This is a genomic window from Bacillus sp. 522_BSPC (assembly GCF_001076885.1).
GTDB classification, from domain to species: domain Bacteria; phylum Bacillota; class Bacilli; order Bacillales; family Cytobacillaceae; genus Niallia; species Niallia hominis.
This window is the reverse complement of the sequence record NZ_JVDT01000158.1, coordinates 1-13,549: the sequence shown is the minus strand read 5'-3', so window position 1 is coordinate 13,549 and position 13,549 is coordinate 1. Positions and strand designations below refer to the sequence as shown.

13 protein-coding genes, 1 pseudogene and 1 riboswitch are annotated in these 13,549 nt (G+C 34.5%); of the genes and pseudogenes, 10 read left to right on the top strand and 4 right to left on the bottom strand.

The window, feature by feature from the left end:
- Positions 1-31: 31 nt before the first annotated feature.
- Together ADJ83_RS13245 and ADJ83_RS13240 are read right to left on the bottom strand one after the other, a co-directional pair.
- Positions 32-586 carry a hypothetical protein gene (locus ADJ83_RS13245; RefSeq protein WP_152910798.1) on the bottom strand — a complete coding sequence of 185 codons (555 nt, stop codon included), beginning with the start codon at positions 584-586 and terminating at the stop codon, positions 32-34.
- A 25-nt stretch (positions 587-611) separates the two neighbouring features.
- Positions 612-1,616, bottom strand: coding sequence for a transposase (locus ADJ83_RS13240; RefSeq protein WP_109769519.1), 1,005 nt, complete (start codon positions 1,614-1,616; stop codon positions 612-614).
- 200 nt (positions 1,617-1,816) lie between these two features.
- Between ADJ83_RS13240 and ADJ83_RS13235 the strand changes: the two genes are divergently transcribed.
- The 4 genes and pseudogenes from ADJ83_RS13235 to ADJ83_RS13225 all read left to right on the top strand — a co-directional run bounded on the left by ADJ83_RS13235 (position 1,817) and on the right by ADJ83_RS13225 (position 6,802).
- Positions 1,817-2,986, top strand: coding sequence for a M20 family metallopeptidase (locus tag ADJ83_RS13235; protein ID WP_031537715.1), 1,170 nt, complete (start codon positions 1,817-1,819; stop codon positions 2,984-2,986).
- A gap of 173 nt (positions 2,987-3,159) precedes the next feature.
- A pseudogene (locus tag ADJ83_RS26885) lies at positions 3,160-4,191 on the top strand (HAMP domain-containing protein); the annotation flags it as partial.
- Positions 4,186-5,133: a methyl-accepting chemotaxis protein gene (locus ADJ83_RS26880; protein WP_414630341.1), complete on the top strand. Its 948-nt coding sequence runs from the start codon at positions 4,186-4,188 to the stop codon at positions 5,131-5,133. The pseudogene ADJ83_RS26885 and the gene ADJ83_RS26880, both read left to right, overlap by 6 nt.
- A 220-nt stretch (positions 5,134-5,353) precedes the next feature.
- Positions 5,354-6,802, top strand: a complete 1,449-nt coding sequence (locus tag ADJ83_RS13225; RefSeq protein WP_031537719.1) for an alpha-amylase — start codon at positions 5,354-5,356, stop codon at positions 6,800-6,802.
- Positions 6,803-6,909: 107 nt separating this feature from the next.
- Here ADJ83_RS13225 and ADJ83_RS13220 read toward each other — a convergent pair whose 3' ends face one another.
- Positions 6,910-7,551 carry a LysE family transporter gene (locus ADJ83_RS13220; protein ID WP_031537720.1) on the bottom strand — a complete coding sequence of 214 codons (642 nt, stop codon included), beginning with the start codon at positions 7,549-7,551 and terminating at the stop codon, positions 6,910-6,912.
- 136 nt (positions 7,552-7,687) lie between these two features.
- Between ADJ83_RS13220 and ADJ83_RS13215 the strand changes: the two genes are divergently transcribed.
- The 3 genes from ADJ83_RS13215 (at position 7,688) to ADJ83_RS13205 (ending at position 11,042) form a co-directional block, all read left to right on the top strand.
- Positions 7,688-8,122, top strand: coding sequence for a DUF1801 domain-containing protein (locus ADJ83_RS13215; protein WP_031537722.1), 435 nt, complete (start codon positions 7,688-7,690; stop codon positions 8,120-8,122).
- Positions 8,123-8,282: 160 nt separating this feature from the next.
- Entirely contained in the window at positions 8,283-9,026 is a 744-nt protein-coding gene (gene map, locus ADJ83_RS13210) for a type I methionyl aminopeptidase (protein WP_031537723.1), read from the top strand.
- 274 nt (positions 9,027-9,300) lie between these two features.
- Positions 9,301-9,480, top strand: a riboswitch (Lysine riboswitch).
- A gap of 152 nt (positions 9,481-9,632) precedes the next feature.
- On the top strand, positions 9,633-11,042 hold the full coding sequence (locus tag ADJ83_RS13205; RefSeq protein WP_031537724.1) for an amino acid permease: 1,410 nt from the start codon (positions 9,633-9,635) through the stop codon (positions 11,040-11,042).
- Between the two features lie 102 nt (positions 11,043-11,144).
- On the opposite strand, the gene ADJ83_RS13200 is transcribed toward ADJ83_RS13205, so the two are convergent.
- Positions 11,145-11,648: a hypothetical protein gene (locus ADJ83_RS13200; protein WP_031537725.1), complete on the bottom strand. Its 504-nt coding sequence runs from the start codon at positions 11,646-11,648 to the stop codon at positions 11,145-11,147.
- A gap of 198 nt (positions 11,649-11,846) precedes the next feature.
- Here ADJ83_RS13200 and ADJ83_RS13195 point away from each other — a divergent pair, with 198 nt between their 5' ends.
- The 3 genes from ADJ83_RS13195 (at position 11,847) to ADJ83_RS13185 (ending at position 13,470) form a co-directional block, all read left to right on the top strand.
- Entirely contained in the window at positions 11,847-12,179 is a 333-nt protein-coding gene (locus ADJ83_RS13195; protein WP_031537727.1) for a PadR family transcriptional regulator, read from the top strand.
- Entirely contained in the window at positions 12,180-12,935 is a 756-nt protein-coding gene (locus ADJ83_RS13190) for a DUF1129 family protein (RefSeq protein WP_031537728.1), read from the top strand.
- Between the two features lie 121 nt (positions 12,936-13,056).
- Positions 13,057-13,470, top strand: a complete 414-nt coding sequence (locus tag ADJ83_RS13185; protein ID WP_031537730.1) for a GNAT family N-acetyltransferase — start codon at positions 13,057-13,059, stop codon at positions 13,468-13,470.
- Positions 13,471-13,549: the final 79 nt, after the last annotated feature.

Below are 13,549 nucleotides of genomic sequence, written 5' to 3'. Positions count from 1 at the left end.
AAAACTTACACGGCACAACTAACACAATGATTTAGTTGTGCCGATTCCACTTGCTTTCAATATTGTTTAAATATGCATTTGGGTCCTGCTTAAATCTTCTCTGTTTTGTGTGTTCATGTATTCGACTGTCCCACTTACTAACTTCTTTTTTATAGCCAGAATAAGTAGCATTCCGAATCTTCTGCAGCCCATCTTGTTCATTTTTAACATTTTCAACGAATACGATGTTTTCACCGTGACGAACAATGTATCGATTCCAAGTTCGACTGCCTGTAATCCTACGATGCCTTACTTTTGTTCTTCTAAAGAAAAGCTCTAAATCATTATTTGTCCTTGGCAGGAGAGGGTAATCGTAAAATGTAAAGAGACCTTTCCAAAAGCCTTTACTATATCTCATCAGATTGTCCACAAAGGCAAAATCATCTTCACGGTTTAGTTCCTTTTCTATTTGGGTCAGATATTGTTTTAACCGGGATTCAACCCAAGAACTTGTTTTGTTTTCGGAAGGATCCATGATTGTGGCAATCCTTTTAAAACGCAGATCCCACCGTTTTACGAGCTGATAATCCTTTTTGTAGTTATCCACATTTCTGACTATTCTGAACAGCTTTTCAAGTAAAGGAGTCCCCTTTTTTATCCAGGCATTTTTCAATCGAGTCCTTGATTGATTTTGTTCGCTCAAAGACACGTGTACCTGGTAATTCAAACGGTGGTTTTCCATCTTCCAAAAGCACTGAACGAATCGCCGCTACATAGTCACTCGCAATTTCTTCTTCCATGCTTACTGATGATGATTCTTCAATTTTTCTTTCGATTTCCCGAATTCCCCTTAGCTTCTTTTTGATGTTTGTCTTTAGCTTTCTGTCCTTTTCTACCAACGGTTTTGCGATATCTTTGAAGTAATGGAACTGACAGTATTGATATGGGATGTCCGGTGCTATCTTTTCGATTGCTAAACGGATTGACTGCTGACCATCACTGATGAAACCTTGGATAGGGTAACCCCAATCAAGAATTGGTTGAATAATTCCGATTAACTCTTGAGAGGCGCTACTCTTTAAATTATGTGCTGCCAAGATGGTGCCACTTAAGACCTCGCGAATAACATACAACGTTTCATTTCCTTTTTCAGGTTGAACGCCATCAATGGATAAGATTAATCCATTGTTCTGTTCCACGACTTCCTCTAAGGTTTCTTTCATATTTTCTGTAATCGCTGAACGAAGAAGTAACGCATATCGTTCGTACAGTTTCTGAACTTGCCTTTCTGAGATTTTCACTTGCTTCTCAGCTAGGATGGTGGCAATTTCTGAACGGGTTTTATGTTCTTTGAAACGCAAGTGCCCAATGTGGGCAATGACATCCATGCCATAGGTGATGTGCTTCATACTAAGTTGCTCAGCCTCCGCAGAACGATAAACAGTATTGTTCTCACAGCCATTATTTTCACAGCGATAGCCAAGATTAATAACTTTAAATTCCCCTTTTAGGGTAGAGATGGTTTTCCTCCATACAGGATGGCAATAGGTTAATTTCTCTCCACAGTCAGGACAATTTGAAATTTCAGGACTGTAATAGATAGACTCGCTTGGATTCAACCTGTTTTTAGTACGCATAAATAAACACCAACTTAAATAATTAATAAGTCTATTATAACCTATTTTATCCGTTGGTGTTATTTATTCCGTGTAAGAAAAAAAACTCTATTTTTATGCATAAATATACTCTGATTATTATTTTTACGCATTTTTTACTAGCTTTTTTATAGAAAATTGGTAAACTAGTAATGTATAAAAGAGAGAAAGGTGCGAAAATAATGAAACAAATCATCATAGATGCAATGAACGAAAATGAAGCTAAATTTAAAGATATAAGTATATATATCGGCGACAATCCTGAACTAGGACATGAAGAATTTAAAGCTTGCAAAATATTGACAGATACATTAAAAGAGCATGACTTCCATGTCGAAATTGGGATATGCGATTTACCTACTGCATTTAAAGCCACATACGATAGCGGAAAAGAAGGACCCACTATCGGTTATATGGCAGAATACGACGCATTGCCAGAATTAGGTCACGCTTGTGGACATAATTTAATAGCTGTAATGGGGATTGCAGCAGGAATTGGTCTTAGTAAGGTTTTAGAAGAAACAGGGGGAAAGGTTATTGTTTATGGTACACCTGCTGAAGAAACAAAAGGCGGAAAAGTGACTATGGCTGAAGCCGGTATTTTTGAAGAATTGGATGTAGCTATGATGGTTCATCCTTTAGATAACTATATGAAGAGTGGCGACTCGCTTGCAATGGATGCCATTCAATTTGAGTTCTTTGGAAAATCTGCCCACGCTGCTGCAAGTCCGCATCTAGGAATTAATGCACTAGATGCAGTATTACATACTTTTAATAGTATTAATGCATTAAGACAGCACATAAAACCAGATGCACGAATTCACGGTGTAATCACAGAGGGTGGAAAAGCTGCAAATATCGTCCCTGATTATGCAGTGGCTCAATTCTATGTAAGAGCAGGAAAAAGAGAAGATGTAAATATATTAGTTGAAAAAGTGAAAAAATGCGCTGAAGGAGCAGCACTCCAAACAGGTGCTACCGTGAAATCTAGCTTTTATGAATTTTCCTATGATGACATGATTACAAATAAAACGTTATCTGATGTCTTTACTAAGCAACTAGTTTCTTTAGGAGTAGAAGAAATTGAAATTCACGAACAAAGAGATGGTTCTGGATCGCTAGATATGGGAAATGTAAGCCAAGTAGTACCAGCCATTCACCCGTATGTGAAAATTTGTAACGAATCCTATGCATGTCATACACATGAGTTTAGAGAAGCAGCTATGTCGGAGCAAGGAGGAGATGCAATGTTATTAGGTGCAAAATCGATGGCACTAACTGGTTTAGAAATCTTAACGAATAAAGAGTTATTAGCAGCAATCAAAAAAGAGTTTGCTAAAAATAAACAATAAGGAAGAAGAAACTCCCCTTATCTTTTTACATCACTATCTGTAGAAAATAAGGGTTTTTTTTTGTTCAATTAAGGCGTAATTATGACAATTTTACCTCTTTTGCAATAGACTGAAGTGTTTCATTTATAATGAATAAGTCCTATATTTATTCATAAAGGGGTTATAAAAAGAATATGAAAAAAATATTACAGAACAGCATGACAGTTAAAAAGAGATTATACGCAAGCTTTTTCATTTTATTAATTATTCCTACCATTTTTATTGGTGTATTCTCTTATGTCAATTCTAAGAAACAATTAGAACAAGAAATGATGGCCAATGCGTACCAACAGATTCAGCAGCTAAACGGAAATATTACAACCGAATTATCAACTAAAATTGAGCAAGTAAACAAGCTTCGAAAGGAATGGGGGGAACCAAATAAGTCTGTATCAGATGATGTTGTTATCAATATGCTAGAAAAATACTACTATTTCTATGATGATATTGACAGTATATTTTTTGCTACGAAACAAGGACAATATATACAGCAGCCAGCAGACAAGGTAACAGAAAATTATGATCCAACTGCAAGTGAATGGTTTATTGCAGCAGAGGAGAATCCAGATGATATATATATATCAGATCCCTATATATCTGCTAGTACCAACGAAATGGTCGTTACGATTGCTGGCATAACCGAAGATCGAAAGAAGGTTATCGGTTTGAAGATTAAGCTGAGTGCCATACAAATTTTTGTGAATAATATCACAATAGGAAAGGAAGGTTATGCTTTTCTATTGGATGATAAATTTGCTTACATGGCTCATCCAACAGAAAAAATTGGCGAAGTTGGGACAGAAAACTATATTGAAAGGATGAAATTAGAAAAAACAGGTGCTTTTTCCTACAGCCTTGATAATAAAGAGAAAAAGCTAACCTATCTCACCAATAATCTAACTGGTTGGAAGATTGCTGGATCTATGTATGTAGAAGAAGTTTCGGATGCTTCCTTTCCAATACTAAGAGCATCATTCTTTGCAATTATTGGTTTTATTATTATAGGTTCTATTCTTATTTATAGAAATATACAGTCCATTATTAAGCCTTTAAATCAAATAAAAGAAAAAGCAGCTCTTGTTGGAAAAGGAGATTTAACACAGGAATTAGTAGTGAAAAGGAGAGATGAAATTGGGCATTTGACAATATCCTTCCAGAAAATGCAAGAAAACTTAAAACGATTAATCAAACATTTAGAAAAAAGCATTACACAGGTTGCTGCATCTAGTGATAACCTTACCGCGAGCTCCTCTTCTTCGACAAAGATAGTAGAAGATTTAGTATCTGTCATACAAGAAATAGCTTCAGGTGCCGAGCATCAAAAGCAAGAAGTCGAAACAAGCACTAAAAAAATAAAAAATATTACAGAGAAAACAGGATTAATACGCGAGAATTCTCTCTATATGTCCAAATTGGGCAATAGCACTTTAGAGAAAGCAAAAGAAGGGGAAGTTGCTATTAATCAGGCAGAATCTCAAATGCAATTAATTGTTGATTCTGTAATAAAATCAGATAAACAAATAGAAACATTACATAAACGTTCCAAGGAAGTCGAATCTATTATTCAATTAATAAGTACTATTGCCAACCAAACGAATCTTTTAGCATTAAATGCCGCGATTGAAGCAGCTAGAGCAGGAGAAAATGGCAAAGGTTTTTCTGTAGTGGCAGAAGAAATTAGAAAATTGGCAGAGACAACCCAAAAATCAGCGGGGGAAATCGAATATTTAGTGAAAGAAATACAGACAGATACCCATTCAACCGTAGATATGATGACACTTGTCCACAAGCAAGTTGATGGTGGTCTTTCTGTCATCTCTTCAGTTAAAAAGAAATTTCATGCTATCTCTTCTAGTATGAATGAAACTGCACCGATTATTGATGAAGTAACACTTTCTTCTGAAGAAGTATATAAGCATATTAAAACGCTTGTCGAAACATTTGAATCCTTATATGAATTTAGTAAACAAAACGCAGCATTATCCGAAGAACTATCTGCATCCACAGAAGAGCAACTAGCATCATTTGAAGAAGTCCATGCTACTGCTAAGACTCTCGCAAAGACTGCTGATCATTTAAAATCGTTCATTGGTCAATTCCATTATTAATACTCTTTTGGTTTATAGGTTTTTACTAAAAATGATGAAAATGAATACGGAAAGCCATCATACAATAAGTAACAGTGTTGTTTAGATATCCCCCAATAACCTACTTATTTATAAATAGGCTTGAAAATCCATCATTCTGGGTAGAATTACTTCATAAGAAAGCTTAACTAATTATTCTAAAAAAGATAAGCTATATTTTATGGAGTAGGAGAATAGATAAATGGAAAATAAAACAATGATGCAGTTTTTTGAATGGCATTTAGTTGCTGATGGACAACATTGGAATCGTTTGAAAGAGCAAGCAGGAAAATTAAAAGAAGTAGGTATTGACTCTATCTGGATTCCCCCAGTTACAAAAGCGGCTTCCAAAGATGACAATGGATATGGCGTTTATGATGTCTATGATTTAGGAGAATTTGATCAAAAGGGTACCATCCGGACCAAATATGGCACAAAACAGGAATTACATGATGCAATAGAAGCGTGTCATAATGTTGGCATACAAGTTTATGTCGATGTTGTCATGAATCATAAGGCAGCAGCAGATGAAAAAGAAACGATTAAGGCTATTGAAGTGAATCCTGAAAATAGAGAAGAAGAAATATCTGAACCCCATGAAATAGAAGCATGGACGAAATTTACCTTTCCAGGAAGAGGGGATACTTACTCCCCTTTCAAGTGGAACTTTCAGCATTTTAATGGAACAGATTATGATAACAAAGCTAAAAAAGCTGGAGTCTTTAGGATTATCGGCGAAAATAAAATGTGGAATACAAATGTTGATGATGAATTCGGGAATTATGACTATCTAATGTTCGCCAATATCGATTATAATAATGAACTCGTCCAAAATGAAATGATTTCATGGGGAAAATGGCTTTACAAGACACTTAATTGTGATGGCTACCGATTAGATGCAATCAAACATATTAATCATTCCTTTATTAAAAAATTTGCCCATTCCATATTAGAAGAAAAAGAAGATTTCTATTTCGTAGGAGAATTTTGGAAAGCAGATATTAACGAATGTCAGGAATTTTTGCAGCAAACAGACTATACAATCGATTTATTTGATGTTCCTCTTCACTATAAATTGCATACTGCTTCTATGGAGGGCAGTAATTTTGATCTTTCTACAATCTTTGAAGGAACGTTAGTGGAAGATAATCCGCTTAATTGCGTTACCTTTGTCGATAACCATGATACCCAACCAGGTGAATCGCTTGAATCTTGGGTAGAGGATTGGTTTAAGCAGATAGCATATAGCCTAATATTGCTTCGAAAAGATGGCTATCCAACGATTTTCTATGGTGATTACTTTGGAATTGGCGGAGAACTTCCAATGGAAGGAAAAAAGGCTGCAATTGATCCATTACTGTATGTACGAAAGAAAAAAGCATATGGTAATCAAGATGATTATTTTGATGATCCCAATGTAATTGGCTGGGTACGCCATGGTGAGACGGAAATAGAAAGATCCGGATGCGCTGTCGTCATTTCTAATAAAGAAGAAGGCAGCAAAAAAATGTTTGTTGGCGAAACACGAAGTGGGGAAGAGTGGATAGATTTTACGAATACAAGAAAAGATCGAGTGAAAATAGGGAAAGATGGTTTTGGTAATTTCCCTGTAAATGCCCAAAGTGTTTCTGTTTGGGGATTAGCTGATTAAACAAAATCAAACAAATGTCAAAAAAGACGCTGTAACACAAAGCGTCTTTTTTGCATAAAATTAATCAATAAAAAATCGCTCTAAATAAAATGGTTACTAGATTGTTTCTAGGAAGAAAAGAATAATTTTACAATCCCTTGATAACCAAAATATGCGCCAAATAAAACTAAAGATAGTCCAGAAATAACGGAAATTCCTCTTAATGTTCCAAGTGTAAGAAACCGCCTAAAGCCATTTGTTAAGGCTGCAACAATTATATCCCATATTGTAAGACCTAGAAAAATCATACTACTATAAACCAACAAGGAACTAGTCCCATTTTCTTGGGCGGTTTTAGCTAAAACAGATCCATATATTCCTAACCAAAAGAGAATAGATAAAGGACTAGTAATAGACATAATAAATCCTGTTAGAAAACATTTAAACAGGGAATCTTTGCCCCTAAGGGAATCAAGCTTGAGATTCTGAGCTCCAATAATGCTTTCAAACCCTGTATAAATTAATACAAATCCGCCAAAAAGCCAAAGGAATATTTGCACGATGGCTATCTCAAGAAAATGAACCATTCCGATATATACCATTATCATAAAAATACCATCGGCAAGCATGGAACCAAACCCTACAATCCAGGCATGCCAAAAACCATTTTTTATTCCTTTATCAATTCTCGCAGAATTTACTGGTCCAATTGGTGCAGCTAATGTAAAGCCTAACAAGATATAGCTTAGTAAAATGGTTACACTGAACATCCGAGTCTCTACACATCCTTTCTTGTACATGCTATGAAGACTAGTAAGAGGATATGTGAATTAATTTAAAAAGATAAAAAACTAATCATTCAAATTTTGAAACTAGCTTTATAATAGAAAGAAAAGGAGACTTTTCATGTATAAATTAAAAACAAAGGAAACAGATCAAGATGTTGTTGAATATATAGAATCATCCTTAACAAGTAATACAAAAAAAGAGGATGCCTATAAACTAATCGACATTTTTTCTGATATTACTGGATTACCACCGAAAATGTGGGGGACGAGTATTATTGGTTTTGGTACGTATCACTACAAGTATGCAACAGGTCATGAGGGAGATGCACCTATCGTTGGCTTCGCTCCTAAAAAAGCAAGAATCAGCCTCTATTTAACGACAGAGGAAGAAACAAGAGCCTTTTATTTAGAGCGAATCGGCAAACACAAGGCTGGAGTTGGCTGTGTATATATTAATAAGCTTGCTGATATTAACGAGGAGACCCTAAAGGAATTTATCGAAAAATCGGTCGAAATAATTCGTGAAAAACATTCTATACACAAGGAGAAATAAACAAAGAATGAGAGCAGAAATTTAGGAATTTAAGAATGGGATTTCAAATAATTAGTAACTTCTAATAGGTAAATTCCTTTTACTTACTGCCAATATTAGCATATAATAATAGACGCGAAAAGGATTCGAGAACTGATATAGATGAACAAGGAGAATTAAAATGATTGTAAAGAATGAACAAGACATTAATGGTCTGAAAGAAATTGGTAAAATTGTAAGTATCATCAGAGAGGAATTAATAAAAATAACAGTGCCAGGAGTGACAACAAAAGAACTAGATGATTTAGCAGGTAAGCTATTTGCTGAACATGGTGCAGTTTCAGCCCCTCAAGATATGTACGATTTTCCAGGATATACTTGTATTTCTGTGAATGATGAAGTGGCACATGGCATTCCCGGAGATCGAGTAATTCAAGAAGGAGATTTAGTTAATATCGATGTATCTGCAAGTAAAAATGGTTACTTTGCTGATACAGGTAAATCATTCGTTGTCGGGAATGGCGATCCTAAACTAATCAAACTTTGTGAAGTGGCACAAGAAGCATTTGAAGAAGGACTTAAATGCTTTAAGCCTGGAGCAAAGAAGAATCGTATCGGAAAATTTGTTTACAACACAGCAAAAAAGCACGGATTTACGGTAATTAAAAATTTAACAGGTCATGGGATAGGAACTTCCCTGCACGAAAAACCAGATCATATCCTTAATTATTTCGACTCATGGGATACGGACCTGCTTCGAGATGGAATGGTTATCGCATTTGAACCATTTATATCTACTGGTTCAGAAGAAGTTTATGAAAAAAATGATGGCTGGACATTCTCTACTAAAGAAAAAAGCTTTGTTGCACAATACGAGCATACAGTTATTATAACAAAAGAGAAACCGATTATTACAACCTTATAAGCTTTTACAACCAAGCTCTGTTCATTCAACAGAGCTTGGTTTCTATTTCATCTCATTATTTTCATGCAATCCTTAACTCCTTCTTTACATATCCTCTCCTGTGTTAAACGTAATTTTTGGTAATATACCTTCAAAGAATTACAACCTAATAAGCATTTACGATAATTGCGAATTTACCGATAGTTCCCTCTATTTGTTTTTCCATTGACATCAATAAATATATCGAATAACCTAGTACATATCTTTTTTATATTTAAAAATCCTTATCAGCTCAAGATGAGGTAGAGGTTGCGATTTTTATTAGTAAAAAGAGGAAGAGCAAAGAGAGCTCATTGATTGCTTTTGAAAGGAAAAGTCGCCGAAGCACTATTATTCTCTAATAATAGTAGCTGGGACTGCATACGAATAGGTGCAGGACTGTCATAGGATCTTACTATGGTGAACTATCTTTATATCTGAAGGTTTTTCTACCTTCACACCATTTAGAGGTGTGTTTTTTTATGCCTTGGAAATAATAAAAATACATTTTGTTGTATAAGAATTTAAGGTGTTAAAGTAAATCTCCTATGTCATACGTTTAGCAAATACTTCTTAAAGGAGAAAAACATGAATTCAAAAGGAACATTAGGATTAGGGATATTAATATCCTTAGTTGTAGGTAATATGGTAGGATCAGGAATTTTTATGCTTCCTCGATCATTATCGGAAGTAGCAAGCCCTGCTGGGGTTATCTTAGCTTGGCTATTAACAGGATTCGGAGTGCTGGTAACTGCCTTAGTGTTTGGGAATTTAGCCATTCGTAAGCCTAATTTAACGGGCGGTCCACAAATTTATGCGAAAGAATTATTTAAACCAGATTCAAAAAAATCTACTCTTTCTGGCTTTATGTCTACATGGGGGTATTGGATAGGTAATCTAACTGGAAATGTTGCCATTATCACTACTTTTGCTGGTTATTTATCAACGTTTTTCCCGATTTTAACAAGTCAAGCCGTTTTATTGAATATAGGTTCTTTTACTCTTTATGTAGGAAATACGTTTACATTCGTTGTCTGTACAATTTTATTATGGGGAACACATTACATTATTTTAAACGGATTGGAAAACGCAGGTAAATTAAATGTTATTGCAACAGCTTCAAAGGTTATTGGTTTTATGCTATTTATCATCATCGCGTTATTTGCATTTGAATCAAGCAATATCCTACCCTTTGCAGAACCAAAAATAAATGAAGTAGGTAAGTCAGTTGGATTGTTTGGACAAATCAATAGTGCTGCAATGACAACATTATGGGCATTTATCGGTGTAGAATCAGCAGTTGTTTTTGCTTCTAGAGCAAAGAGGCAATCCGATGTAAAAAAAGCAACCATCTTTGGTCTATTAATTGCTTTAGCTATCTATATTGGAATCAGCACCCTTGTAATGGGCATTCTTACACAGGATCAATTGGTCGCTTCACAAAAGCCTTTAATTGATGCAATAGAAGCTGTTCTTGGTCCCATCGCAGGAAAAGTGCTCGCAGGTATAGGGTTAATTAGTTTGTTCGGATCAACAATTGGTTGGATTATGTTAAGTGCAGAAGTGCCTTATGCAGCTGCTAAACAAGGAATTTTCATTCCAGCTTTCTTAAAAGAAAATAATAAGAGTATTCCAACATTTTCCTTAATCGTAACAAATATCTTAGGGCAATTATTCATTTTCTCGACTGTGTCAAAAAGCATATCACAAGCATTTGATTTTATTATTTATATTGCAACACTAAGCTATCTGGTTCCTTATTTAATTTCAACCATCTTCCAATTGAAATTAGTTATAACTGGTGAAACATATAATTCACTGAAGGAAAGAAGATGGGATTTTGTTATTGGATTCCTTGCGACAATCTACTCCGTTTGGGTAATTATCGCAGGAACTGCAGATATTAAAACATTTAGTTTCGGTGTTTTATTACTATTAAGCGGAATTCTTTTCTATAATCAACTAAATAAAAAAGAAACAAAGAAGAAATCTGTCTAATATTTCAATAAGTTCTATTTAAGAATGGGATATAAGTATTCCACCTAGTAATAAAAACGAACAGTTATACAAATTTCGTATAATTGTTCGTTTTTTGTTTTTCTAAATAGATTCACTTACAGTGCTGTCATCCCACTCTACTTCATGCTCCTTTGAAAGCTTATCTAATTCAGTCATATATTGACGTATAAGTGTGCGAGCTTCCTCCAGCATGGCATTCGCTTCTTCAACAAGCCTAATATCTTGCGTTTCTAACGCTGTAAGTATTTTTACAAACGCATTAAACTGAATATCAGCGCCCTTTATATATATTTCATGTATTTCTCTTACCTCGTCTGTTTCCACCTTTACCCTATTTAATTCTTTAATAAATTCATTATAATTGGGAATCACTGTTGTTTGGATTGTATCATACATTGTCCAATCATCCGTATAATTGAGTCCAGACACAGAATCATACGCAGCCACGGCCTTAGCCTCTAATTCAAAGGCTGTTGTCATATCTTCATTTACATATTGAAGCAAATCCTCTTTAACTGGATCAGTAGAGCAAGCTGTAATCAGAAATAAAAAGGGAATTAAGATAATTTTAATAACTTTTTTCACTCCTTCACCTCCTTCTCCTTACTGTATGAAGGAGTGGAAGTCCACTATGAAAAGAAAATCGAAAAGGGAAGAGCCTAAATTTACAAACTATCTTGTAATGCAAAATACCGAATGTTAAAATAACAGAAAAGATGGAATCTTGCTATACAATATAGTTACTAACTTGTATAACAAGCTAGTAAGAAAGGATACAATCCGATGTCAAAAAGTCAGATGTTAAAGGGCATTTTGGAAGGCTGTTTACTCGCAATTATTTCGAAAGGAGATATTTATGGTTATGAAATGATTGAAAAATTACAAGCTTATGGGTTTACGATGATCAGTGAGGGGAGTATCTATCCCGTTCTTTTACGAATGAAAAAGGAAGAACTTGTTACGGTTGAAACAAAAGCATCTCCATCTGGTCCAAAGCGGAAATATTATTCCCTTACTGATAAAGGATATAAAGTATTAGATGAATTCGCTGACTCATGGACAGAACTTGCAACAAGTGTGCATTGTTTATTAAAAGATATAAAGGAGGAGAAATAAGTGAAATTGTCGAAAGAGGCAGAAGCGTTTATTGAGAATTTGCATCTATATCTATTAACCTCTGGCAAAAAAGAGAAAGAAATAAAAGAGATAGTTGAAGAATTATCTGATCATTTACGTGAAGCAGAGGCAAACGGGAAGAATATTTCTGAAGTAACTGGGGATTCTCCTAAAGAATATATGGAAAGTTTAGCAAAAGAAATGCAAACAGATATTAAAGAGTGGTCAAAACTTTTACCACATGTTTTTATTAGTATAATTGCCTATATGCTTATTAGTAAAATCATTTTAGGAGAAAATCAACTATCCCTATTGGTTGGAATGGGTTCCATTTTTATATGTATGATTATGATTGGTTTGTATGTTGTAATATTTCGATACATTTCTTCTAGAAGCATATCCAATAAAATCTCATTCGTTCTAATGTTTTTTTTACAATTATTACTTTCTGGGTCGTTCTTTGTTTTGATGTTTTATGGAAACAATTGGGGGACGGTTTATATGATTGATACATTATTTAAGCAAATTCTTTTCTTACTCATACCATTTGCTTATTTAAGCTGGTTTGCATGGTGGAGTAAATCATGGATTGTTTTTCTTCCTATATTAGTAAACCTTCCCTCTGTCATTACTGAACAATTTCCTTTGACAGAGGAATGGAAGGCAATTATTTCATCTATTTTCCTATTTATAATGATGTTAGCTTTTTTAATTTGGCAAATCTGGTTATTGAAAAGAGAAAATAAGCCAACCTAATGGCAGTTAAAGCATATCCGAAAAAAAGATATGCTTTTTTAAAAAAAACAATTGAATATTAATTCATATTATTGTATAAATATTATTATGAAGATACGGATATTAAAGGGGAAAAAAAAGCATGGATTATTTTATTACGGAAGAGCTGCCACCATTTTCACAGTTTGCCTTATTACATGAGGACAGTGGCTTATTAAAAAGTAAAAAAGGAAACTATACAAGAGAACAATTATATGAAGCAGCTAAAAATAGCTGGTACTCCATTTCCATCTACCACAATCAAAAACTTATTGCTTTCGGTCGTATGATTTCAGATGGAGTTTACCAATCATTAATCTGTGATGTCATGGTTCATCCTGAAGAACAGGGAAAAGGACTAGGAAAGCAAATCATTGAAAAGCTCGTCTATAAATGTCAGCAATCAGGTATTCAATCGATTCAATTATTCTCAGCGAAAGGGAAGCATCCCTTTTATAAAAAATTAGGGTTTGTAGAAAGAGAACAAGACGCTCCTGGCATGTCTCTCCTCTTTTAGAGGTTGGGACAAATCTAAATAACTAATCTTTAAAAACGAACAATCTCTAATTTAGCTCTTAAATAAAGCTACTTTTTCA

Coding starts and splice junctions, on each gene's coding strand:
- ADJ83_RS13185 (WP_031537730.1), top strand. CDS start 13,057: ATGGATTATTTTATTACGGAAGAGCTGCCACCATTTTCACAGTTTGCC.
- ADJ83_RS13235 (WP_031537715.1), top strand. CDS start 1,817: ATGAAACAAATCATCATAGATGCAATGAACGAAAATGAAGCTAAATTT.
- ADJ83_RS13220 (WP_031537720.1), bottom strand. CDS start 7,551: ATGTTCAGTGTAACCATTTTACTAAGCTATATCTTGTTAGGCTTTACA.
- map (WP_031537723.1), top strand. CDS start 8,283: ATGATTGTAAAGAATGAACAAGACATTAATGGTCTGAAAGAAATTGGT.
- ADJ83_RS26880 (WP_414630341.1), top strand. CDS start 4,186: ATGCAAGAAAACTTAAAACGATTAATCAAACATTTAGAAAAAAGCATT.
- ADJ83_RS13240 (WP_109769519.1), bottom strand. CDS start 1,616: ATGCGTACTAAAAACAGGTTGAATCCAAGCGAGTCTATCTATTACAGT.
- ADJ83_RS13215 (WP_031537722.1), top strand. CDS start 7,688: ATGTATAAATTAAAAACAAAGGAAACAGATCAAGATGTTGTTGAATAT.
- ADJ83_RS13195 (WP_031537727.1), top strand. CDS start 11,847: ATGTCAAAAAGTCAGATGTTAAAGGGCATTTTGGAAGGCTGTTTACTC.
- ADJ83_RS13225 (WP_031537719.1), top strand. CDS start 5,354: ATGGAAAATAAAACAATGATGCAGTTTTTTGAATGGCATTTAGTTGCT.
- ADJ83_RS13205 (WP_031537724.1), top strand. CDS start 9,633: ATGAATTCAAAAGGAACATTAGGATTAGGGATATTAATATCCTTAGTT.